Raw genomic sequence first — 22,777 nt, forward strand, 5'->3', positions numbered from 1 at the left:
AACAATATCTTGATGATATTTGCTTCAAAATTAACTCAATGCCGCGAAAAATATTTGACTTCAAAACGGCCTATGAGATAGACTTTAATAAAAGTAAAAGTGGTGCGGTTGAGATTTGATAAAAGAATAAAACGGCTTCGGCCGTTTTTTTCTTTCGAATGTTTCGTTTGCATTTTTCAAACGTAAATCGAAAAGTACAACTGAATTGTTTATTAAACTAAATCACTGTTACGTTGAACATGATAATCTATACTCGAGAGGTGACATAGATGAAAAAAAATCCATTATTTTTATTAAACAATAAACGTCCTGTGGGTGTTTATTCTGCATGTACGGCAAGCGGACCCGTACTTGAAGCAACATTAGAGTTCGCAAAAGAACACAATTCTTCAGTAGTAATCGAAGCAACTGCAAACCAAGTAAATCAATTTGGTGGTTATACAGGCATGCAACCTGCTGATTTTAAAGCGTTTGTTTATGAATTATCCGACAAAGTTGGATATGACAAATCACGCATTATTCTTGGTGGTGACCATTTAGGTCCTTTAACATGGACGGATTTAAATGAAGATGAAGCAATGAAAAATGCATGTGACTTAGTCTATGCTTATGTTCGTGCCGGCTTTACAAAAATTCACTTAGATACATCAATGCGTGTTGCAGATGATAGCACTGAAGAAGTGTTATCAAATGAAACTATTGCACGTCGTTCAGCAATGATGGCAAAAGTTTGTTTAGAAGCTTATGATGATTTACTCAAAGAAGATCCCGAAGCAGTATTCCCTGCATTTATTATTGGTAGTGAAGTGCCAATTCCAGGTGGTGCTCAAGAGGAAGAAGATACTTTAGCAGTAACATCTCCTGAAGCATTTAAAGAAACATACCGTGTATTCCAAGAAACGTTTAAAGCAGCCAATGTGGAAAAAGTATTTGATTCAGTAATTGGTATTGTTGTACAACCGGGTGTTGAGTTTGGTGATGCGGATTTATTCCAATACAATCGTGAAAATGCAAAAGAACTTACAGATACGTTAAAACGTGAATTTGATTCATTTGTATTTGAAGGTCATTCAACAGACTATCAAACACCGACACATCTACGTGAAATGGTTGAAGATGGTATCACAATCTTGAAGGTTGGGCCAGCATTAACGTTTGCATACCGTGAAGCACTCTTTGCCCTTGCACATATCGAAAGCCAAATCTGTACGGATCCATCAAACTTTGTGGATGTTTTAGAAGCAGCAATGCTTGACCAACCGGGTAACTGGCAAAAACATTACCATGGAACCGAAGCAGAACTCTTTATTAAACGTAAATACAGCTACAGTGATCGTGCACGTTACTACTTGCCGGTACCTTCAGTTCAAGCAGCGATTACAAAACTTGTTGCAAACTTAGATGCTGTGGAAATTCCAATGACATTGATCTCACAATACATGCCATACCAATACCGTCGTATTAAAGATGGTATCGTAGAGAATCATGCGGATGCCCTCATTAAAGATTACATCAAGCTTTACCTTGATGATTATCAATATGCAACGCATGTTGATGAGCTTGGAGCTTAGTTAAAGAAAACCCATTCCAATTGGAATGGGTTTTTTTAGTCTTTACGGCGACGTGTCGCCATGAACATACCAACTACGACAATACCAAGACCGATAAAGGGTTTGATACTCGCATTCATTCCTGTATTAGGAAGTGAATCCATATCGACCGCATCATTACTATGAATCTGTCCCGAGTTATCATTAATTACAAAGACCGTATTTTTTGATGTTGTGATATTTCCATTTTCAACACGTTCTTCAAGGTTGTTTTCGGATTGTATATGTGTTGGACCTTGTGGTAAGTTAGGTTTTACTTCGGGTTTTGTTTCCGGGCGAGGATTGGGTTTAATGGGTGTTTCTGTTTCTGGAAGTGATGGTGTTGGTGTTTCCACATCGCCATCCACAATTCCTACCATAACCTTCTGTTCGGAAACACTATAAGTTGTGGGATCTGAAACGGATACTGTAACTTCATAATTGCCAAGTTGGTTTAAATTCACAACGGTATCAAAATTTGAAGTTAGTTGAATTTGTGGAAGCATACGGGATGCATCCACACGACGCACATGAGCGTTGATATCTCGCAGGAAGTCTGTTTCTTCACATACTGTACCCAGTTTGTATTCAATGCTTGAATCGACCACAAGCTCTAATGCATGGATTCGATTCCAAGAAGCATATAAAACAGTATCCCCTTCAAGCGTGTCGGTTTCTGTTACAGGTTGTAATCCTTCTTGATCGTAAGTCCATCCAATAAACTCATGCGTTTCATGAGATAGGGTTGGTAAGGTTCCTACGGACTCTTGAGCATAACGGTATTGTGACTCAGGATTTACAACATCACTTAATTGTGTATTAAATGAGAGAAGGTTTTTATTTACATTGAGTTGTACGGCATTTGTTGTAACTTCGGTGCTTGAACGATCAACACCGATCACAAGGCGGTAGAATGCGCCATCGTTGTCTTTTGTTGCTTGAAGTGAAAGTGTTGCTTCGTTTTCGTTTTCAAGATCGGTAAAGACATCGTTATCGGCACTTACTTGCCATTGATAGTTTAATTTAAACGTTACCGGTGCGGTGATGGATGCTGATGTGCTGAGTGTTAGTGATTCATCAAGATTATAAGAATCTTGAATGGTTAAAGGCTCATATGAAATCTTTGCATCATTTTCCACTTCATAGTAAACATAATTACCGAAGCTAAATGAATGCCAAGCACCATGGGCATGAGGCCATAATGATTCATCTTTTTCTTGGCTGATTTCAAAGATTTTTCCATTATTTACGATATTTGTTTCGCCATCAAATAAATCAAATGCAAGCACGTTGTTGTCTTTGCTGTTAAATGAGATTTCTTTTAAATTCCAACCACCATTCAAAAGGGATTGGTACGGACCAGACAGACCCGTTTCAGGGAGGGGTGTTTCAGATTTCGGACGTAGAGCCAAGGCACCTTTACCGGTATCAAACATGCGAAGTCGAATGCCATTTGGATTCCCCGGTGTTACTGTTGCCAATGGATTCCCATCAATATCAACCCAAGGGTTTGGTACTTTCCATTGTCCTTCTTCATTATCCCATACCATCGCAGTAGCGGCTTTGCGGTCCCCGCCATACCAATCTTTCTTGTAATAGACATGATCGATTGCATTGGTGACATATTTTAAACGTCGTCCCTCAGGAGCGGTTTTAAGGCTGAAGTTGGCATTAAAGTCGTAACCATCAAAGCGTTCGGTATTTTTCCCGTTATTGTTGATTACAACTTCATAATAGAAAAAGTCGGAATCAACACGTCCGGATGCATGCGCAAATTTTTGGTCGATGATGACATCTTCGACGATGGTTGGTTCTTGCGCAGATACTGCGGTAAATGTTGTCGATACTAAAACTGCGGTGATAAGTCCAAGACTTAGTTTTTGTAAGATTTTTTTCATAACTGGTTCTCCATTCTTTGATAGAACCATTGTATAATCCAAGTCCGTTTGGAATGGGTTATCTGTCATAAAAAACACCATAGATGTTATAAAACCTACATAAACTACACAAACTACATTATCTGGACAAATAAAAAAGGGATGCGAGCATCCCTGATTTTCTGATTATTTTGCTTCTTTCGGTGTCGGTAATTTATACCATTCCACAATTGGTGTATAACCACCTTGGATTGGATTACCGTTTGCATCAAGTGCACCCGAGTCTTCAGCCCAAATACCAAATGCAGTACCTACAAGACCCATTACAAGTAATAATCCAATACATTTTGTAGGGGTCCAGTTGTGTTTCTTAACAAGTACAAAGAGCATCAGTGTAATAATTAACGGAATCAATTGAGGCAAGATACCATCCAAGACTTCTTGGAAGTTAATAAAGGCCCCACCACCTTGATCAATTGAAATACGTAGGGATGTAGCACCATAGTTTGATACAAGTGCCCCAACAATAAATACACCGAGAATGCTTGCGGCACGTGTAAACTCTTTCGCGTTTTCTGTAAAGAGTGATACAGCGTTTGTACCAAGCTCATACGATTTATGCATTAAGAAGTAACGAACTGCAAATTGCGCAATATTGAAGATTAAGAGGAATAAGATTGGTCCCATTAAACTTCCATTAATTGCCATGTTAGCAGTAAGTCCCGCCGTAATTGGTACTAATGTTAACCAGAAGAGCGCATCCCCAATACCACCAAGTGGTCCCATAGCCGCAACACGTACGGCACGAATGGTTGGAATATCAGCTTTTTGTTGTTCAAGTGAAAGCACAATACCCATTACAAACGTAACAAGGAATGGGTGCGTATTAAAGAACTCTAAGTTATGTTCCATGGATGCTGAGAGATCATCTTTGTCTGTATGAATTTTCTCAAGTCCAGGTAAAATACCGTAGAGCCATCCACCTGCTTGCATACGTTCATAGTTGAACGATGATTGTAAGAAGAGTGAACGCCAAACCATTTTATTTAATGTTTTCTTATCCAGTTGTTGCGCTGGATTGAGATCTTTATATGTATTAGATTCCATCTTCATCACCTCCACCTGCTGTTAAGTCACGTAGTTTTGTATTTGTTTGGAAATCGTAGATTGCGATTGCGGTACCAATCATTGCGATAATAAGCAATGCGGAACCACCAAGTCCTGGAACTTTACTGATAATCGTAGCGAATGCAAATCCAAGGAAGAAGAATCCCCAGAGTTCTCCGGAAAGCATAATCTTCATAAGAATTGCGAATCCGACATAACGCATCATTTTACCACCCGCTGCAAGACCAGCCATAAACCAACTGTTATTGGATGACCAATCAACGATTGCTCCACTAAAGGAAACACCAAGTTTCATACCTACCATAATGATTACTGCAAAGAGAAGCCCGATTAAACCCATTCCGATATAGTTGATTTGTTCAATGGCTTTTGGATTCGCAGCTTTTGCTGCCTCATCCGCTTTCTTCATTAAAGGTGACATTAAGGTAAAGGCTGTTGTTACAGCATATTGACCTAGTAGTGCAAATGGAACCGCCATCCCCACAGCGGCACTTGGATCAACACTTGGCATGGAAACTGCAAAGATTGTTGCCATGATTCCACCAATAACTGCATTTGGTGGTTGTGCTCCCCCAACAGGCATACTACCAATTTGAATTAATTGATATGTTCCCCCAACAACAAGCCCGGTTTTCATATCTCCCAAAATCGCTCCGACAACGGGACCAACAACGATTGGTTGGTATAGCGATTCAAGGAAACTGAATTGATCAATCGCAACAATAAATGTAACGATGAATACGAGCAAGTATTGAATAATTGAAAAACTATTCATAATTCTTTCCTCCTATATATTATTGAAATAATTTATCGATGTTTTCAGCACTTTCGGTTGGAACTTTTCGTATTTCAAGTTCAACACCCAGTTCTTTCAATCGTCTAAATGCTTCCACATCATGATCATCAACAGCAACAACTTGTGCTACTTGACGTTTTCCTTCTGACATATGCATGTTTCCAATATTGACTTTCGTAATGGGAACACCACCCTCCACAAGTGTTAATACGTCAGCAGGGCTTTCGCAAACAATAAAAATCTTTTGTTTGTCTGAAGCCTTATGAATTGTTTCGATTGTCTTTTGCAAAGTCCAATAGCGTGTGGTTGCATAACTTGGTGCAGCCATATCCATTAAACCTTGACGCATTTTATTTGATGCTACTTCGTCATTTGCAACAAGAATTAAGTTGGCTCCGATTGCGGAACACCATTGTGTTGCGACCTGACCATGAATTAATCGATTGTCAATTCGTGTTAATACAATATTAGGCATCTAAACTCTCCTCCTTCTGCCATAAGAGATGTAAGCGCTCTTATATTGTAAGTGTACCCTATCATTCACAAATAATATTTGCACAATTTTATACTTGTTTTGCACTTTTGTGTTTACTCGTTTGCTTATCACACAATAAGAACAAGAATATCTTATGATTAAATTAGAATATTCGTAATAAAAAAGGAGAAACTATGTATTTAAAAACGACAAGCCCACAATTCTTGAAGTATGGACAAGTACAAGATCACCCTTCAAACTATAAAGTTCATCGATTCTTTGTAGAAGGAAAGGTTCCTAAATATTTAAAATCGGTATCAGCACCCGTGACCCTTGAAGTTCTAGAAGGGATTGCATTGGTTGTGATTTTAGATCCTTCTGGCGATCCGGAACAGTTTGTAATCCATCGGATTGCACGATTAAACCCAGATATTCCTTATACCGTAATTCCGCTTACCCAAAGTGCTGTGATTGAAGAATCCATTCAATCGGACGGTGTTTACGCGGTACATCATTACGAGAATGAACAAGAAGTTGGTTACCTACCCATTCGTCCTAAATTTTATGTAACAGATATTTTTTCCTATTATTACAGTGTAAAGGGAAAAAACTATCATTTTTCGGGAGAATCCCATTTCTATTGGGAAATTACGTATGTGGATACGGGGGAGTTGGTGACGGAAATTGATGGCAAAGAATTCACGCTTGAAAGTCAAAGCATGATGTTATACTTCCCAAATCAATTTCATAAACAGCGCATTGCGGGCGATAAATCATGTTCTTACTTAACAATCATGTTTGACATGAATATCAATGTGCATGATATTGATCACATTAAGAATAAGGTCTTTACGTGTACGCAAGAAATGTATAATTTGTTTAATAGTTTTATTAAACATTCAACGATTTTAGAAACATATAATGTGCCGTATTCACGAGATTTAATGATTTCATACCTCCAAGAATTGATTATCTTAGTCATCCAGTATGACAGTCCAAATCATACACAGCATTTGAACTCCAATCCCATTCAAGCGAATTTTGAAAATGAGTTGGTTAATGAGATCAACAAGTATATCTTAAATAATATTTGTGAACCCATATCAGTCGAGGATTTATGCGATCATTTTGCGATCAGTCGTTCAAGTTTACAGGTTTTGTTTAAGAAAAACATGGATATGCCTCCAAAGCAGTATATAAATGACATTAAGATGATGCGAGCACAAGTCATGATTTTAGAAGAAAACTTACCCATTACTGAGGTAGCGATGCGTTTAGGTTTTAGTTCAATTCACTATTTCTCGCGTAAGTTTAAAAAACAATTCGGCTTGTCTCCCACCGAGTATGCGCAGTCCTTATACAATAAAAATACCAGCGATGATTAGCTGGTATTTTTATTTGATTTGATAAGCTTTGAAAGATTATCAAATTCGATTTAATGATTAGATGCCATCGCCATCTTCAAGATCATCATCGCGTTGTAAGTCTGCGATGTCAAAGAGATCGACTTGCGATGCTCCGGTCTCGCTTAATGATAAAGCGAAATCATGGAGTAATGGTTCACCAAGTCTCATAAGACTGGCTTCAAGTAACATGGATAAATTGGTTCCTGTGAGAACTTCCACGTTTTCTTGTTGTGTCGCAATCATGACGGCTTCTTTAAACGGTGTTCCACCTTTTAAGTCTGTAAAGACAAGAACACCATCTCCAGTGTTAACGTTGTTGATTGCAACTTTTAAGTCTTCAGACAACGCCTCAGGTCCTTTTTCTTCTAAAAAGAGTACGGATTCATATGAGGGTTGTTTCCCAGCGATTAATTCTACAGCAGACGTTAAACCTTCCGCAAAACGTCCGTGTCCTGTTACGACAATACCAATCATCTATTTTTCCTCCTCGTAGGAATATGGATAAATAATAACACCTTGTACGACACGGTTTACAAGTCCTGATGGCCATGGATTATCCGGTGACTTATCTAAATCAAGCGATTTGTAAAGTGAAAGTACTTGTGCATACATCACCATATTAAGTCCAACTAAATCTTTGTTTGTATCTTCATTATAGTTAATTGAAACATAAACATCAACGAGTTCACGAATTGTATCGTCGTTCATTGTATCTACAACCATGATTTGGTTTCCATTACGTTGAGGACTCATTTCCTTAATAATATCAACTTGATATTGACGTGTGTAAGGATCTTCTTTCATGTAGACTACTGTCAGGGTTGTACCATTTACAATTGATTTAGGTCCATGACGGAAACCAAGTGGTGAGTTATGCATTGTCACAACTTCACCTGCAGTCAGTTCAAGCATTTTTAATGCGGATTCTTGAGCAAAACCGTTTTGATCTGCATCGCCAAGATAAACAATACGATCAAATTTAAAGTTTTCTACAAGTTCCATTGCGACTTTATAGCCTTCTTCATTAAATGCATAACCCACACGGATAATGTCTTTAATTGAAGGGTAGAGTGCTTCAAGGTTGTCAGTGTTGAAAGCCAAGAACGCAGCAAGGAACATGTTTGAGAAACTGCTTGTCATTGCGAATGAGAGGTCATTTGTTTCTTTTGGTAATTTGATTGAGAAGATGTTTTCATCATCACGTAGTGCAAGCTTTCCTTCATGATTACAGGTAATCACTAAGTGTTTCGCATTTTTATTGATTTCATTCACAACATCTACCGCTGCAATGGATTCAGGTGAGTTACCGGAACGACCAAAGGATACAAGTAATGTAGGTTTCACAGGATCAATAAAGAGCGCTGGTGTTGCTACGATATCCGTTGTTGCGATGGATTTAAAGTTTGAATTAAACTCTTTAACGAGTACAGGTGCGAGTGCATTTCCTACAAATTCACTGGTACCTGCTCCAGTAAAGATTACATCGTATTCTTTTTCATTAATCACTTGATTAATAAAATTTTGGATTTCTTGACGACGTTCTAGAATAATGTGGTATGTTTTATCCCACGTTTGCGGTTGTTGGTGGATTTCATTTGCAGTATCAAACGCTTTGAGATCCTTCCAAGTTTGTTCGTTGTTGTTAAACATAGTGTGTATGTCTCCTATCTTTCATTGTTCACTGTCATTATAGGTAAGCGGTGAGGGGACCTCAACCAAATTGGTTAAAGATACAAAAACCTCGTTAAAAAAGACAAGTGAATTCGAAATTGTTTACAGTACAATAAAGAAAAAGGAGTCAATTATGAGCGAAAACCAAAAAAATACATTTACTGATTTTCTAACACGTGATGTGTACCGAGTGAATAAAAATCAAGAAAAACAGGTTGTTTTTTATCGCAATCGCTATGTCATTGCGATTATGATGGGGATTTTTCTTCTCAGTTTTAACGTTCCACCATACCTCAGCCTTTTATTGGCAGGCGGCTTTGCTATTATTGCGGAACTTCGTTATCGTTTTGATTTTCTAAAAAAATGTCAACGGGTCGCATTGGCACAAGTTAAACACAAAACGGTTGCTTCATCCAATATGCTTCTTAATAGTGCGTTGTATGGTGTTTTAGCGATTTTATTACTCTATTTAGCGTTTAATGAACCAAGTGTACAATCGTATCGATGGTTTTTAGGAGGCCTTGGTGGTATTGGGGTGATTGTGGCACTTGTTTATATCATTCAATATATTTCAAATCGAAATGACAAAATTTAAAGGTGCGATGCACCTTTTTTCTTATGAATTATCCATGAAAACCCAAGTCAATAATCTAGCCTGGGTATGCTTTGTGCTAAGATAGAAGAGTAAAGACCGACAAGGAGGTATTGTATGCAAACAATGATTGAAGAATATCGACTTAAAACAAAGGGAAATTTTGGAACTATAATTTATAAATGGGGACCAGCAGTGCTTTTAGGTGGAGCAGTGCTCTTATTGGTATTAGCGCAAATGACATTTGGAAATATCTTTGATGCCATGACCCATATTGAACGCTTTGCCGGCAATGTAATGAAGACGAAAGTCATGGTTTCGCTTTTGATGGTTGCCTCAATTTGTGTGGGTTTGTTGATGGTTTGGGATTCTATCGCTTTTAAAGAAAAGCGTGGGGATCTAAATCGTATTTACAGTTTGGTTGGGACGCTGTTTTACTTTTTAACTTTAGTTAATGTCAATAAAATTACAAAGATTTTTGAAATCGCTGAACCAACACAATCGGTATACCGTATTATTGCATGGGGTGTAATCGCGGTATTAGGTTTAGTCTTGGGTCTGATTCATGCTTATAAACAAAATTCACGAATTGTGATGGAACGCGAGGTAACCTATCATGCTTAATTCAAAACAATTAGAACGGTTAAAACTCGAACATGTGGAATCGTTGGATGAAGCGTTGGATCAGTTACGACGTGACATTAAACCAAAGGTTTCACCCCAAAAATATGCGAAGGTTGTTGCTTCAGTAGCAAACCATTATGCAGCACTTTATGAAAACCAACCCGAAAATGATGGTGTGGATGAAATGCCCCAAGTTGAAGAACTGGAACAACCTCTTGAGACATCAACAGCAGGATTCAGTACCCAATTTTTTGCGACCTTACTTACAGGCCTTTCTGTCGTAAGTTTGGGTGTGGTGATGATGAGTAATCGTAGTTTTGGGAAGATGACGAGTATGTTTGATCAAGGGAGTCCTTTGATTTGGATTATCCTCAGCATTTTACTTTTTGTATCGATGCTTGTGATTCGTATGATCGAGCGCAATGAAAACGCACATGCTAAGTATTACCTCAGCCGTAAATTGGTTTTATGGATGAGTGGTCTGGGTTTAATGAATGCGCTTATGGGTATTTTTGTCTTGATGAGTGCGAGCTCATTTAATTTAGTTTTAAAACTTATGTTTTCACTAGTCTTAGGAAAAATTACCGCGGTCATTTGTCTTCTGACAGTGATTGCATTTATCGTGGTCTTTGTGAAACAAGATGAATTAGTTCTTGTGAAAGTACAAGCGTAGGAGGCATACAGATGGAAGAAAAAGATGAATTGGATGACATTCTTGATGAAGTTGATGCGAAAGCCGCAGAGCTTGATGCAGAGGCAAAACGACTCGAAGAATTGGAAGAAATCGAAACGAACCATGAAGAAGACGAAATCATCGACGATCTTGATGACATACTCGATGAGGTGGAATCAAAACCGGATGACGTTATCGAAACTGTTTATGTTGTGGAAACATCCCCAAAATCAGTTGAAGAAACTGTGGTCAAAACGTCAAAACCAAAACGTTCTGATAAGCACATCAAGACAAAACATAAAAAATCAAAGCATAAACGCAATGCGTTAATCGCCTTATTAGTTTTAATTGTCGCATGCGGTGGTGGGTTTGCGGTCTGGAAACTGAAGTTTAGTGGACAACCTTTGGACGCATTTAAATATGTAAGTGTTGAATTTGAGGGTGTTGATACAAAAGGAACGGCTACATTTGAAGTGGATTTGGATGCCATCAACAATCCTGATCAAAAAGAAATCTATGAGAGCTTAACGTATAACTTGAGTCCTCAAGAAGGGCTATCGAATGGAAACCGGATTAAATTAACGGTTGAGAAATCAGAATTGACAGATAAGCTTCTCAAAACCCATAAGTACCGTCTTGATCATTTGGAGAAAGAGGTCGTGGTTAAAGGTTTATATGATTCCGAGCAATTTAATCTTTTCGAACAATTCACATTTAAATTTGAAGGTATGGACGGAAGTGGGACTGCTGCCTATGATACGAATTTAGATGTTGAAGAGGCATATCTCCAAACGATTGTGGAAGGGACAACCTTAACGTTCTCTAAAGATAAAAATCTTGTGAATGGTGAGGAAATCACCGTCAAGGCAACCTTTAATAAAGAAGCAATGGCTGCCATGAATCAACATAAAGTTAAAATTTCTGAGGAACAAACAACCGTTAAAGTTGAAGGCCTGAGTGATGTTTATGCAAGCATGGATGATGTGAAGGAATATAAAGAGTTACAAAATCTTGCATTAAGCAAAATCAAAGCAGATTATGCGAAACATCCGGATACGTATACTAATTTTAAATTAGAGTATGCATGTTATGCAGCCGATACTCAAAATAATGTGAATGCGGTCGATTACTTTAATAAACATGGGTATTCAAAAGGAAGTTTGATGTTTATTTATAGCTTTGATCGCATCCGCGGCAATGATGTTGCGCATTTTGCAGATAATTACGGTTATACCAATATGGTGCTTCGTGATGGGAGTCTTGATCGGGATGCAATGTTGTTGATGTCACCTTATCAAGATGGTGCTACCGTTGAAAAAGTATTAAATGAATTGCAAGCAAATAATTTTAAGTGTGAGGCCCAATAAGCGGCTTTAGAGTTTGAATTAGGACTGTCAGAGTGTGTGACAGTCCTTTTACGTTCTCGCTTTTAGTATTTGCATTCACTTCTTTAATGTAAGCGCTTGCTATATTTGTGTAGTTTGTGTATAATCTGTGTAGAGAGCTAAACATGCATATAGTTAGGGGGATTTTATGAAAAACTATTATGCCGTGTTTATTGCATTTACGCTCATTGTTCTTACACGAACCGTGATTCATCCAGACTTACTTTTGACCGTAACGGGTATCGTAACGTTTTTGGTGATTCTTGTATTTGCGACAACACAAATATTTAATTTAAAGCATGAAGTGAGTGATGAGAGATTGCTCTATCTTAACGCTGTATTAAATGTGTTTACAGCTTTCTTATATTACAACAATGTTTATAAAGCGATAACATTAACACCCTATGATTCGCTGTTATTCGGGTTAACAAGCGTTCTTGCATTCATATCTCCAGTGTTACTGTTTCTTGCTCGTGATGCAAACCACATCTGAGTGCTTTATACATAATCGTAATTGCTTGTGAAAATATAACCAGTGCCAGGTTATATTTTTTTTGTCTTTTGATTGCATATTAGTGTGGGTTTAGTATAATGGGGTTAGTTTCTGATAGAGACTAAGAAAATTGAATTCGTACAAGGGGTGCTCGTATTTCGGGCTGAGAATAAACGGTTACGTTTTAAACTCTAAGCTTTAAGCTTTGTACCTGATCCAGCTAATACTGGCGGAGGGATGTATTAATCGCATACTTTTTTTTGAGTAAACGTGTATACCTCTTTTCGTACGAGAAGAGGTTTTTTATATTATAAGGAGGTTCATATGAACGCAAGTGTCGCAATTCAAATTTTACCGAATACAACATCAAATGAAGAAACAATTCGTATTGTGGATGAGGTGATCGCATATATTGCGCAAACGGGTCTAAACTATGTTGTCGGACCGTTTGAAACATCGATAGAAGGGGATTATGATGAATTGATGGAAATTGTTAAGAACTGTCAACTCATTGCGGTTAAGGCAGGTGCCGATAAAGTATCAGCATATGTAAAGATTGCTTATGCGCCAACAGCGCACATTCTCACCATTGATGAAAAAATCACAAAACATCAAAAATAGATTATTGTCCGTATCCGCAATTGTTGGATTGTTGGTATTATGGCAAGGTCTTTCATCACTTGGAGTGATTCCACGGTTTATGTTACCCGCTCCCAGTGATGTCGTGAAAGCATTTAATAATGATTTTAGTTTACTTATGTATCATGCGAAAACAACGCTCTTAGAAGCTTTTTTAGGATTAACATTTGGGATTTTGTTAGGATTTATCTTTGCGGTCATTATGGATCATGTTTCATGGTTTCATAAAATGTTTTATCCGTTGATTATCTTGACACAGACAATTCCCACGGTTGCATTAGCGCCCCTTTTAGTACTTTGGATGGGTTATGGATTACTTCCAAAAATTACGTTAATCATTTTAACGTCGTTTTTCCCCATTACAATGGGATGTATGAATGGATTTCAGTCCTGTGATAAGGATGCTTTAAACTTAATGAAATCAATGGGAGCAAATACCTTTCAAACTTTTCGTCATATAAAATTTCCACATGCCTTACCTTATTTCTTTTCCAGTTTAAAAATTTCAGTATCGTATTCTTTAATCGGTGCGGTCATTGCGGAATGGTTGGGGGGATATAGTGGATTGGGCGTTTATATGACGCGTGTACGGAAATCGTATTCGTTTGATAAGATGTTTGCCGTAATTTTCTTTATATCTTTCTTAAGCTTGGTATTAATGGGACTTGTTTCGTGGTTACAAAAACGAGCTCAGCCATGGCTTGATGCGGAAACCTTACAAAGAGATGGAGCAAATAATTCATGAAAAAGAAATTAATGGGGATATTGGTTTTGGGGTTACTTTTAACGGGATGTGGCGCTAAGTCGTCCAAGCCGGTTCGGATTGTATTGGATTGGACCCCAAATACGAATCATACTGGGCTCTATGTAGCTCAGGAAAAGGGATTCTTTAAAGCGCAAGGTCTTGAGGTGGAGATTGTACAACCGCCTGAAGGATCTACAACATCGTTAATTGGAGCAGGGGGTGCAGAATTTGGTATTAGTTTCCAAGATACCATGGCACCGGCACTGGCAAGTGAACATCCACTCCCAATTACTGCGGTAGCAGCTTTAATTCAACACAATACGTCAGGTATTGTTTCATTAAAAGAAAAAGGCATTGATGCACCCCGTAAAATGGCTGGACATACGTATGCCACATGGGATTCACCGATCGAACAAGCGATTATTCGTAAAATTGTAACGGATGATGGTGGGAATTATGAGGATATTAAAATGGTTCCAAATACCGTTACGGATGTGGTATCAGCACTCCAAACAGATATTGATGCAGTCTGGATTTTTAAAGCATGGGATGGCATGGCCATCCAACAAGCCGGTTTGGATACACATTTTTTAAACTTTGCGGATTATGGCCAAGAACTTGACTTCTACAGTCCCGTCTTGATTGCGAATAATGCTTATTTGGAAGAAAATGGGGAAGAAGCAAAGAAAGTTTTAAAAGCCTTAGAAGAAGGGTATGAGTTTGCGATTGAAAATCCTGATGAAGCAGCGGAGATTCTTGTGAAACATGTACCGGAACTTGATCTTGATTTGATTAAGGCAAGCCAACATTTTCTTGCGAAAGAATATAAAGCTGAAGTTACGAAGTGGGGTACCTTTGATGGTGCGCGCTGGAATCAATTCTACGCATGGCTTTATGATAATCAATTAATTGATATGCCCATTGCTGAGAATGTAGGATTTACCAATGACTATCTCAACTAAACCTGTTTTAGTGCTTGAACATGTTTCCATGGCTTATGGATCAAAGCGTGTCTTGGATGATGTTTCGGTGACGTTAAATCAAGGTGAAGTTGTATGCATCTTGGGAGAAAGTGGTGTTGGCAAGACGACATTATTTAATGTGATTGCAGGACTTCTTCACCCTGATAAGGGTTCCGTATCTTTACATAAACAGGATATTACAGGGACGACGGGTCATGTTTCGTATATGCTTCAAAAGGATTTATTGTTGCCTTATAAGACGGTCATTGATAATGCGGCATTGCCGTTGCGGATTCAAGGTAAGAGCAAAATAGAAAGCCGTGAAGCGGCTCTAAAATATTTCGCGACCTTTGGCTTAGAGGGAACGGATCATCTGTATCCTGCCCAATTATCGGGTGGAATGCGACAACGTGTCGCATTTCTGAGAACATTCTTATTCTCAGATGATGTTGCTTTATTGGATGAACCGTTTAGCGCATTGGATACAATTACCAAACATCAAATGCAAACATGGTACTTGGATATCATGAGTCAGTTAAATCTGTCCACATTTTTTATAACGCATGACATTGATGAAGCGATACTCCTTTCGGATCGTATTTATGTCTTAAGTGGAAAACCGGGGAAAATTACGTATGAATTAATCATTGATACGCCCAAACCTCGAAATGAAGACTTTTTGTTAACGGATGCATTTATAAATTATAAACGGATCATTAAAGCTCACTTAAACGATACCAAATCAGAATAGACCCAAAAGATACACACGGATAAGTGTGTATCTTTTTCATAAAACTTGTTATATTGATAAGAGAAGGTTGAGGATATGCATGTTAGATACAAAAACAATTAAAGAACGCGTCGTTTTAGTTGGCGTGGATTTTGGGAAAAAAGATTTTGACTTGGATTCATCCATGATTGAATTGGGGGATTTGGTTGAAGCGGCTGAGGGAACGGTTGTTTATCAGATTACGCAAAACCGAGATCGCCCTGAAAGTGCGACCTATATTGGAATTGGGAAAATTGAAGAAGTGATGCGTGCAGTCGCAACCTATGATGCCGATACTGTGGTGTTCAATGATGAACTCAGTGGATCACAGATTCGAAATCTGGAAAGTTTAATTGGTTGTAAGATTGTTGATCGAACCAATTTAATCCTTGATATTTTCGCTTTGCGTGCAACCACGGCCGAAGGGAAACTTCAAGTAAAACTTGCGCAACTAAAATATCGTTTACCGCGCTTAATTGGGTATAGTGATTATTTATCTCGTACTGGTGGTGGCATTGGGACACGGGGTCCCGGTGAACAAAAACTTGAATTGGATCGACGCCACATCCAACGGGAGATTCTTCACGTCCAAAATGCCTTAACCAAATCTGAAGAAAACCGTGAAATTACCCGTAGTAAACGGTTAAATTCAAATCTTCCAATTATCTCATTTGTTGGATATACCAATGCGGGTAAATCAACCTTAATGAACGCAATTTTAACCAATGGTGATCCCCAAGCAAACGATAAACATGTGTTTGTGAAGGATATGCTCTTTGCGACCTTAGAGCCCTCCTTGCGTAAAGCCCGTCTTAATAATGGACTGAATGTCATTCTTACGGATACCGTAGGGTTTGTATCAAAATTACCCCATACACTTGTAGAAGCATTTAAAGGGACTCTTGAAGAAATTAAGTATTCAGATCTAATTATTCATGTGGTGGATGCGTCCAATCCTGACTTAAACATTCAAATGGATACAACGTATAAAATGCTTCGCGATTTGGATGTGCTGGATCGTAAAATCATTACCGTCTTTAACAAGATGGACCAGGCAATGGATCAAGATATTGTCTACTATCAAAGTGAATTTGGAAATCGTATGTACATCAGTGCCCTCGACATGGAAGACATAGATCGACTGGTTGATGCGATTGAAGTTGAACTGGAATCAAGTTTTAAGAAAGTAAGTTTTGAAATCCCGTTTGCGGATCTTGGAATCTTAGATGCGATTGCCTCCAACTATGAAATCATTGGTTTAAATTATACGGAAAAAGGGGCAGAATTTCGAGCTGTCATTCGTGAATCAGATCAAAATCGTTATAAAAAATATATAATCTAAAAGATGTGTGTGTTTTTGGATGCTCATTAACCACTTTGTACTGAGATAGTGTATAATGAAAAAGCACTTTCACACATGTCCAATCGGTATGGTGAATTCGGTTTAGAATAACCATGCATAGAAAAGAGATGATATCGTGAAACATACATTTAAAAATTATGGAATTGATGACTCAATTCTAAAGTCAATTCAGTATTTGGGCTATGATGCCCCAACTGATGTTCAACAAGAAGTGATTCCTGCTGTATTAAGTGGGAAAAATATTGTTGTGCAATCACAAACAGGTAGTGGAAAAACCGCTTCATTTGGGATTCCTATTTGTCATCAGGTTGATTGGGCAAAACGTAAGCCCCAAGTTTTAGTGTTAGCACCGACGCGTGAACTTGTCATCCAAATCCAAGAAGATTTATTTAATCTTGGTCGTTTTAAACGCTTAAAGGTTGAAGCGTTATTTGGGCGCAGTTCATTTGAGAAACAGGCACAGCGTTTAAAAGAAATGACCCACATCCTTGTCGCAACGCCTGGTCGTTTATTAGACCATATGGCCAGAGAAACCGTGGATCTTTCGCATATTGAAACATTAGTTATTGATGAAGCTGACGAAATGTTTAATATGGGCTTTATTGATCAAATTACAAGTATTATTAACCGTATTCCCAAAAAGAGTCAAAAATTACTCTTTTCCGCAACCATGCCAGAACGCGTTAAAGATCTCTGTACGCTTTACATAAAAAATCCGCAGTGGATTGATATCGAAACAGAAAGTCGTGTTGAAGACCGTATTGATGAACGTTACTATATTGTCGATTATCCCGATAAAATGGCGTTACTTGAATCCGTACTCATAACGGAAAATCCAGATAGTTCAATCATCTTCTGCAATACCAAAGAACAAGTAGAATCCGTGACTGATTTTATGGAAGACTTAGGGTGCAAGGTAGATACCCTTCATGGTGGGATGGAACAACGTTTTCGAACCAAAGTCCTAGCGGACTTTAAACATGGTCTTTTCCGTTATCTTGTGGCTACGGATGTGGCAGCACGTGGATTGGATATTGATGATGTTTCACTCGTGGTGAACTTCGATGTTCCTGAAAATACGGAAAGCTATACACACCGCGTGGGCCGTACCGCACGTGTGGATAAATATGGTAAAGCCGTAACCTTCGCTAGTCCCTACGAAATGAAATTTATGAATTTAATTATTAATGAAACGGATCATGAACTTCAAAAAGTTGTGAAACCAAGTCAAAGCCTTGTGGATGCACGGCGTGATGCATTTGAAGCCAAACGTGATCGCAAACCTAAAGTCAAAAAAGATAAAGCGCATGACTTTAAACAAGAAATCACCAAAATTCATATTAACGCAGGTAAGAAAACAAAAATGAGACCGGTCGATATTGTGGGTGCATTGTGTTCCATTGAAGGTATGAATGCAGAAGACATTGGGGTTATCAGTATTGTCGATGTTTCAACCTTTGTGGAGATTCTTAATGGTAAAGGAGACCTTGTTTTAAAAGCACTTAAAACAATGCCCATTAAGGGGAGACCTCGTAAAGTAAACCGTGCCAATAAAACGGAATACGAACGCCTCTTATAAAAAAATAAAAACTGTAGCTGCACCTTAAAGGAGGCAGCTACAGTTTTTTTTCTAAAAAAGAGACGTTAGCGATAAAAAATTATTGTTTGCGTTTAAAAATCACAAATCCGCAAAGGGATACAAGCATTCCAAGTCCGACAAATCCAGAAACAGCTTTTCCTGTTTTAGGAAGTGTTGCATCGGTTTTGTCTGTCGGTGTTGTTTGAACATCACCTTCAGTTGTGCTATCGGGAGTTTCGGGTTTTTGAGAATCCGTATCCGGTTTTGGATCTACAATCGGAGGTGTGATGCTTTCATCAGGATTTGATGGTTCCTCTGTTTCAACCTCACGTTTGCTTAAACCTCTAACGGCTGAGTCCAAGGCTTCAATGGCTTCTTTAATCTTCGCTTCATTTGGTGTAGAAGCTTTGAAGAGACTTCTAAAACTGAAGCGTGGTGTTTGAAGCAGTGCTTTCGCAGACTCCAACGCATCATATACAGTCTGCACACTTGTCTCTGTATAAAGAGACAGATCAAGGGTATTCATGTAATCCTCAACCTCTTGAATTTTTAAACGTAATGAATCTAAAGTGTAGTTACTTAACTCGAGATTGTTGATCAATTCATTGAGGTTTTGAACCATTTCATCAATTATTTCCTGTGTTGTTTCTGAGTTATCAAGAAGCTCATAGGCTTTTTCTTTTAATTCAAGTAATGGTTTAAAACTTGCTTCGGTATAAAGGCTTTGATCGTAGCTTTCAAGTGTTTCAAGAACGTGATTTAAGCTTGAATAATCGAGAGGTGCACGATATGTTTTTCCATGCAGGGTAATTTCCGCAGCATTTCCATAGTTTTCAAGACCTTTCACGACTTTAAAAACTAGTGTATCCACATGAGCATCCTCAAACGTAATGGTTTTCTTTGAAAGATTTGTATCGAGAGTGCCTTCAGTGAGAACCTGAAGCGGTGCATCACCCAATTTACCTAAGATTTGATATTCTGTGACGACACCATTGATCGTTCCATCTTGACGTGGTAGATAGGTCAAGGCATTCACAACCATCTCATGATGGAATGAAATCGTTACATCAAATGGCGGGTTCTTATCGCCCCATTTGGAGTGCCAGAAGGTACTTGGATCGCCATCAAAGGCTAAGCCGATAGGACCTTCAACGAGTGTGTTCCCTTTTTCATCTTCTTGACTTGATGCCGTTACATCAAACATTGAGTTTGGAATGTAGGTTGGATCAATCGCATCAATCATTGCATGGATTTGTTGGATGAAATCACCAATGGTAAAGGGATTATCACTTAAGAGTTCTGCTTTGGTAATCAGTTGATCCGCTGCATCTTTTACACTTGGTGCAAGGTTTTCAAAATCAAGGTCCTTAAGTGTTTCGAGTGCTGCATCAAGACCGTGTTTATTCGCAATATTGAGTGCTTTCCCATCAAGTGTTTCAAGATAGCCTTCAGTAAAGCCATTGAGAATGGTGATGGGTTCTGTTAAGTTAAAGCGTATTGTGTTCGCATCAACACGTTTTGGTGTTGATGTTTGATGTGTATTATACGTTAACGTTAAGTTTGAGCTAGGAATTAAAGCCTTATCCGATTTTATTTCAAGGAAGGTATCCTGAATATCAAGATTTAAACTTGAGGTATCTTTAACACCTAAATCTTCAAACGAGAAACGTTTAAACATCATCGACATATTATCCCCGTTTTCAGGTTTTTTATGTTCGTACATTAAACCAAAATGTCCATCAGGAAGTGGTTGAACCACATTGTACTCATAATTTCCACTTTGCATATGCGTATTGGAGAGCAGAACGAGTCGTTCACCTTCTAAAACTTGAAGCAGCTTTACTGCCCCATTGGTTCGTTTAGGACCATTTGGATTTGCAAGTAAGATATACTCGTTACCTTCATGGTTATAATGTAAGGCCGACATTTGTGAGTAAACATCGGTAATGGGAAGCGTTTCAAGATCATTCTCCCAGGTTTCTCCATTATCATAAGATGTACCTACCAGAACTTTTCCGGAAACATTTCGCGCAAATTGTTTCAGGGTACCGTTATTAAGTTGGACCACTTGGGATTCGGTGACCAGGGCACCCCCATTATTTAAGGTTTCGGAATTTAAAACTTGACCGTTAAAGTTACGGTTATCGTTGAGGGATTCCGTTTTATGCCACGTAATACCATCGGCACTTTTGATCATGGATGTGGATTGAGAATTACCGCCATGACGGTTTGTATGGTAAATCGGGAAAGCGAGTTCGCCATTTTCAAGTTGAATGCCAACGCCAGGACCCGTTCCTATGAACTGCATCCAATCTGCTTTGACTTGTGGTGTAATATCATGAGGCGATGACCAGGTTTGACCGTCATCATCCGAATGGGTTAACCATAGATAAGCCGTTTGACGGATGCGTAGGGGACTTTTCTTAAGGTAGATATTTCCCACATATGTATCGCCCTCATAAATATCTCCAAGATCATTGAAAGGCATGCCTTTCTCAGATTCTAAGACAACGCGATAATTCGTGATGATATCCGTATTTAAATCAAATACGGTCCCATCGGCTTTTGCGTAGTATTTCTTGCCATCAGTACCTTTTAGAACAATATACGTACCGTCTTCTTTGGTTACATAAGGTTGACCAAAGTCCTGGTCTTCATTTTGAACACTAAAGAATCCACGTGATTCTGGGAACATATCAACTAAAAGATAAATACGGCCATTTCGTTTATCTTGTGCCATTGCCGCATCAATAAGGAATGCGGAACTTTGATAGTTTGTATTCACATTTTCCTGGGAAACATTTGGGTCTGATTTTAAATCAATAATCACTTGGGTATCAGACCATGTTTTACCACTGTCTTGACTTCTACGGATTGCGATATCGATATTTCCCCAGTCTGCTTGATGGGTAATACGTTTATCAATCGCAGCTAAGACAGTCCCATCTTGAGTTGTGAGAAGACTTGGAATGCGGTAGTTTTTACTGCCATCTTGTCCCGGTGCATAGAGCTCAATTGCTTCTGAAGTTGATGGATCAACGGTTGAAGCGGTATCGGAATGTAATGTTTTAATGGTATCAACATCGAGGATGTCGTGGGTTAGGTTTAATGAAGCAATCTTTCCACTAAAAGGCCATAAGTTTTCACCTTTTAAGCGGGCAACGCCACCCAGTTTCATACGATTCCAAGGTATGGATTGGATTTTCGTGAAATCTATATCATCTTGGGATGCAAGTAAGAGTCCATCTGCATAAATTTCTACACGATTACCATGATTAAGGACGGTAACGGTGTGCCAGTTTGCGTTGGCAAGTTGGGTACTTGTGCCCGAAGTATTAATAATATGTTTTCCGGTTTCATCTCTGAATTCAATGCCAAGCTTACCGGTACTGTTTTGATAGTAAAGAGCGAAATAGTTGTTTTCCAAATTTGCGTTTGATATTGAAAACAGTGAAGTAAGATCACTGGATAGTGATTCAGAACGGAAACGTAAGGTTAGGGAACCTTGGTTAAATTCTTTGATGTGTGATAAATGGTCGGAAATATCAGCACCTTCTCCCTTTAAGTGTAGGTCATTAAGATTTAGATCATTCATAGCAAAGATAGAACTTGGGTAAAGACTTATACCCAATACAAGTGTAAGAAGCACGACGAAAATGTTACTTATTTTCTTCAAATTAAATACCCCTCTCATATAAGTAATGTATGGATGATTCAAATGTAAGCGCTTCATTCATCGACATTATAGCATCTTTTTTCATCATGTCCAAAACAATTTACAAAATTTCATATTCACGAAAATGAGTTTTTTAAAGGGTCGAAAATAAGCATTAAGATTGTGTATTTAACGAAAATGATTACCAAAAAAAGGAGCTTAGCGCTCCTTTTCTTTTATCAAATCTCAACCGCACCACTTTTACTTTTATTAAAGTCTATCTCATAGGCCGTTTTGAAGTCAAATATTTTTCGCGGCATTGAGTTAATTTTGAAGCAAATATCATCAAGATATTG

Annotated in this window: 20 protein-coding genes, 2 pseudogenes and 1 riboswitch; of the genes and pseudogenes, 14 read left to right on the plus strand and 8 right to left on the minus strand. The window is 38.4% G+C overall.

Going from position 1 to position 22,777, the window contains the following annotated elements; translation table 11 throughout:
* Together EPJ89_RS07980 and EPJ89_RS07985 are read left to right on the plus strand one after the other, a co-directional pair.
* Nucleotides 1-119, plus strand: a pseudogene (locus EPJ89_RS07980) (IS30 family transposase); the annotation flags it as partial.
* A 150-nt stretch (nt 120-269) separates the two neighbouring features.
* Nucleotides 270-1,571, plus strand: a complete 1,302-nt coding sequence (locus EPJ89_RS07985) for a class II D-tagatose-bisphosphate aldolase, non-catalytic subunit (RefSeq protein WP_200549461.1) — start codon at nt 270-272, stop codon at nt 1,569-1,571.
* A 35-nt stretch (nt 1,572-1,606) separates the two neighbouring features.
* On the opposite strand, the gene EPJ89_RS07990 is transcribed toward EPJ89_RS07985, so the two are convergent.
* The 4 genes from EPJ89_RS07990 to agaV form a co-directional block, all read right to left on the minus strand.
* Complete coding sequence (locus tag EPJ89_RS07990; RefSeq protein ID WP_200549463.1) at nt 1,607-3,487, minus strand: LPXTG cell wall anchor domain-containing protein; 1,881 nt, start codon at nt 3,485-3,487, stop codon at nt 1,607-1,609.
* Nucleotides 3,488-3,652: 165 nt separating this feature from the next.
* Nucleotides 3,653-4,573 carry a PTS system mannose/fructose/sorbose family transporter subunit IID gene (locus tag EPJ89_RS07995; RefSeq protein ID WP_125164136.1) on the minus strand — a complete coding sequence of 307 codons (921 nt, stop codon included), beginning with the start codon at nt 4,571-4,573 and terminating at the stop codon, nt 3,653-3,655.
* Nucleotides 4,563-5,369 (minus strand): PTS mannose/fructose/sorbose/N-acetylgalactosamine transporter subunit IIC, encoded by an 807-nt coding sequence (locus EPJ89_RS08000; RefSeq protein WP_161636976.1) that lies wholly within the window; start codon nt 5,367-5,369, stop codon nt 4,563-4,565. The genes EPJ89_RS07995 and EPJ89_RS08000 overlap by 11 nt, the downstream gene beginning before the upstream one ends.
* A 19-nt stretch (nt 5,370-5,388) precedes the next feature.
* Nucleotides 5,389-5,865 carry a PTS N-acetylgalactosamine transporter subunit IIB gene (gene agaV / locus EPJ89_RS08005; RefSeq protein WP_161636977.1) on the minus strand — a complete coding sequence of 159 codons (477 nt, stop codon included), beginning with the start codon at nt 5,863-5,865 and terminating at the stop codon, nt 5,389-5,391.
* A 194-nt stretch (nt 5,866-6,059) separates the two neighbouring features.
* On the opposite strand from agaV, the gene EPJ89_RS08010 reads away from it, so the two are divergent.
* On the plus strand, nt 6,060-7,250 hold the full coding sequence (locus EPJ89_RS08010; protein ID WP_161636978.1) for an AraC family transcriptional regulator: 1,191 nt from the start codon (nt 6,060-6,062) through the stop codon (nt 7,248-7,250).
* A gap of 57 nt (nt 7,251-7,307) precedes the next feature.
* Here the strand turns inward: EPJ89_RS08010 and agaF are convergent, their stop codons facing one another.
* Together agaF and EPJ89_RS08020 are read right to left on the minus strand one after the other, a co-directional pair.
* Nucleotides 7,308-7,745 (minus strand): PTS galactosamine/N-acetylgalactosamine transporter subunit IIA, encoded by a 438-nt coding sequence (agaF, locus tag EPJ89_RS08015; RefSeq protein WP_125164140.1) that lies wholly within the window; start codon nt 7,743-7,745, stop codon nt 7,308-7,310.
* Entirely contained in the window at nt 7,746-8,921 is a 1,176-nt protein-coding gene (locus tag EPJ89_RS08020) for an SIS domain-containing protein (RefSeq protein ID WP_161636979.1), read from the minus strand.
* A 154-nt stretch (nt 8,922-9,075) separates the two neighbouring features.
* On the opposite strand from EPJ89_RS08020, the gene EPJ89_RS08025 reads away from it, so the two are divergent.
* From EPJ89_RS08025 to EPJ89_RS08075, 11 genes are all read left to right on the plus strand, one after another.
* Complete coding sequence (locus EPJ89_RS08025; protein WP_161636980.1) at nt 9,076-9,537, plus strand: hypothetical protein; 462 nt, start codon at nt 9,076-9,078, stop codon at nt 9,535-9,537.
* 114 nt (nt 9,538-9,651) lie between these two features.
* Entirely contained in the window at nt 9,652-10,158 is a 507-nt protein-coding gene (locus EPJ89_RS08030; RefSeq protein ID WP_161636981.1) for a hypothetical protein, read from the plus strand.
* Nucleotides 10,151-10,831: a hypothetical protein gene (locus tag EPJ89_RS08035; RefSeq protein WP_200549465.1), complete on the plus strand. Its 681-nt coding sequence runs from the start codon at nt 10,151-10,153 to the stop codon at nt 10,829-10,831. The genes EPJ89_RS08030 and EPJ89_RS08035 overlap by 8 nt, the downstream gene beginning before the upstream one ends.
* A gap of 11 nt (nt 10,832-10,842) precedes the next feature.
* Nucleotides 10,843-12,198 (plus strand): hypothetical protein, encoded by a 1,356-nt coding sequence (locus tag EPJ89_RS08040; RefSeq protein WP_200549467.1) that lies wholly within the window; start codon nt 10,843-10,845, stop codon nt 12,196-12,198.
* Between the two features lie 166 nt (nt 12,199-12,364).
* Entirely contained in the window at nt 12,365-12,709 is a 345-nt protein-coding gene (locus EPJ89_RS08045) for a hypothetical protein (protein ID WP_125164145.1), read from the plus strand.
* A gap of 133 nt (nt 12,710-12,842) precedes the next feature.
* Nucleotides 12,843-12,964: riboswitch (TPP riboswitch) on the plus strand.
* Between the two features lie 69 nt (nt 12,965-13,033).
* Nucleotides 13,034-13,330, plus strand: a complete 297-nt coding sequence (locus EPJ89_RS08050; RefSeq protein WP_013852597.1) for a thiamine-binding protein — start codon at nt 13,034-13,036, stop codon at nt 13,328-13,330.
* Nucleotides 13,272-14,093, plus strand: coding sequence for an ABC transporter permease (locus EPJ89_RS08055; protein WP_237558293.1), 822 nt, complete (start codon nt 13,272-13,274; stop codon nt 14,091-14,093). The genes EPJ89_RS08050 and EPJ89_RS08055 overlap by 59 nt, the downstream gene beginning before the upstream one ends.
* A complete protein-coding gene (locus EPJ89_RS08060; RefSeq protein ID WP_161636984.1) occupies nt 14,090-15,055 on the plus strand; it encodes an ABC transporter substrate-binding protein in 966 nt (321 codons plus the stop codon). The genes EPJ89_RS08055 and EPJ89_RS08060 overlap by 4 nt, the downstream gene beginning before the upstream one ends.
* Nucleotides 15,039-15,806, plus strand: coding sequence for an ABC transporter ATP-binding protein (locus EPJ89_RS08065; protein ID WP_161636985.1), 768 nt, complete (start codon nt 15,039-15,041; stop codon nt 15,804-15,806). The genes EPJ89_RS08060 and EPJ89_RS08065 overlap by 17 nt, the downstream gene beginning before the upstream one ends.
* Nucleotides 15,807-15,885: 79 nt before the next feature.
* Entirely contained in the window at nt 15,886-17,166 is a 1,281-nt protein-coding gene (gene hflX, locus EPJ89_RS08070; protein WP_200542518.1) for a GTPase HflX, read from the plus strand.
* A gap of 136 nt (nt 17,167-17,302) precedes the next feature.
* Complete coding sequence (locus EPJ89_RS08075; RefSeq protein ID WP_161636987.1) at nt 17,303-18,766, plus strand: DEAD/DEAH box helicase; 1,464 nt, start codon at nt 17,303-17,305, stop codon at nt 18,764-18,766.
* Nucleotides 18,767-18,845: 79 nt separating this feature from the next.
* Here the strand turns inward: EPJ89_RS08075 and EPJ89_RS08080 are convergent, their stop codons facing one another.
* Together EPJ89_RS08080 and EPJ89_RS08085 are read right to left on the minus strand one after the other, a co-directional pair.
* Nucleotides 18,846-22,442: an exo-alpha-sialidase gene (locus EPJ89_RS08080; RefSeq protein WP_244660820.1), complete on the minus strand. Its 3,597-nt coding sequence runs from the start codon at nt 22,440-22,442 to the stop codon at nt 18,846-18,848.
* 218 nt (nt 22,443-22,660) lie between these two features.
* A pseudogene (locus tag EPJ89_RS08085) lies at nt 22,661-22,777 on the minus strand (IS30 family transposase); the annotation flags it as partial.

The sequence above is a fragment of the Erysipelothrix sp. strain 2 (EsS2-6-Brazil) genome, assembly GCF_016617625.1.
GTDB lineage: Bacteria > Bacillota_I > Bacilli_A > Erysipelotrichales > Erysipelotrichaceae > Erysipelothrix > Erysipelothrix piscisicarius.

Coding starts and splice junctions, on each gene's coding strand:
- EPJ89_RS08035 (WP_200549465.1), top strand. CDS start 10,151: ATGCTTAATTCAAAACAATTAGAACGGTTAAAACTCGAACATGTGGAA.
- EPJ89_RS08020 (WP_161636979.1), bottom strand. CDS start 8,921: ATGTTTAACAACAACGAACAAACTTGGAAGGATCTCAAAGCGTTTGAT.
- EPJ89_RS07985 (WP_200549461.1), top strand. CDS start 270: ATGAAAAAAAATCCATTATTTTTATTAAACAATAAACGTCCTGTGGGT.
- hflX (WP_200542518.1), top strand. CDS start 15,886: ATGTTAGATACAAAAACAATTAAAGAACGCGTCGTTTTAGTTGGCGTG.
- EPJ89_RS08000 (WP_161636976.1), bottom strand. CDS start 5,369: ATGAATAGTTTTTCAATTATTCAATACTTGCTCGTATTCATCGTTACA.
- agaV (WP_161636977.1), bottom strand. CDS start 5,865: ATGCCTAATATTGTATTAACACGAATTGACAATCGATTAATTCATGGT.
- agaF (WP_125164140.1), bottom strand. CDS start 7,745: ATGATTGGTATTGTCGTAACAGGACACGGACGTTTTGCGGAAGGTTTA.
- EPJ89_RS08030 (WP_161636981.1), top strand. CDS start 9,652: ATGCAAACAATGATTGAAGAATATCGACTTAAAACAAAGGGAAATTTT.
- EPJ89_RS07990 (WP_200549463.1), bottom strand. CDS start 3,487: ATGAAAAAAATCTTACAAAAACTAAGTCTTGGACTTATCACCGCAGTT.
- EPJ89_RS08010 (WP_161636978.1), top strand. CDS start 6,060: ATGTATTTAAAAACGACAAGCCCACAATTCTTGAAGTATGGACAAGTA.
- EPJ89_RS08040 (WP_200549467.1), top strand. CDS start 10,843: ATGGAAGAAAAAGATGAATTGGATGACATTCTTGATGAAGTTGATGCG.
- EPJ89_RS08055 (WP_237558293.1), top strand. CDS start 13,272: ATGCGCCAACAGCGCACATTCTCACCATTGATGAAAAAATCACAAAAC.
- EPJ89_RS08045 (WP_125164145.1), top strand. CDS start 12,365: ATGAAAAACTATTATGCCGTGTTTATTGCATTTACGCTCATTGTTCTT.
- EPJ89_RS07995 (WP_125164136.1), bottom strand. CDS start 4,573: ATGGAATCTAATACATATAAAGATCTCAATCCAGCGCAACAACTGGAT.
- EPJ89_RS08050 (WP_013852597.1), top strand. CDS start 13,034: ATGAACGCAAGTGTCGCAATTCAAATTTTACCGAATACAACATCAAAT.
- EPJ89_RS08025 (WP_161636980.1), top strand. CDS start 9,076: ATGAGCGAAAACCAAAAAAATACATTTACTGATTTTCTAACACGTGAT.
- EPJ89_RS08065 (WP_161636985.1), top strand. CDS start 15,039: ATGACTATCTCAACTAAACCTGTTTTAGTGCTTGAACATGTTTCCATG.
- EPJ89_RS08060 (WP_161636984.1), top strand. CDS start 14,090: ATGAAAAAGAAATTAATGGGGATATTGGTTTTGGGGTTACTTTTAACG.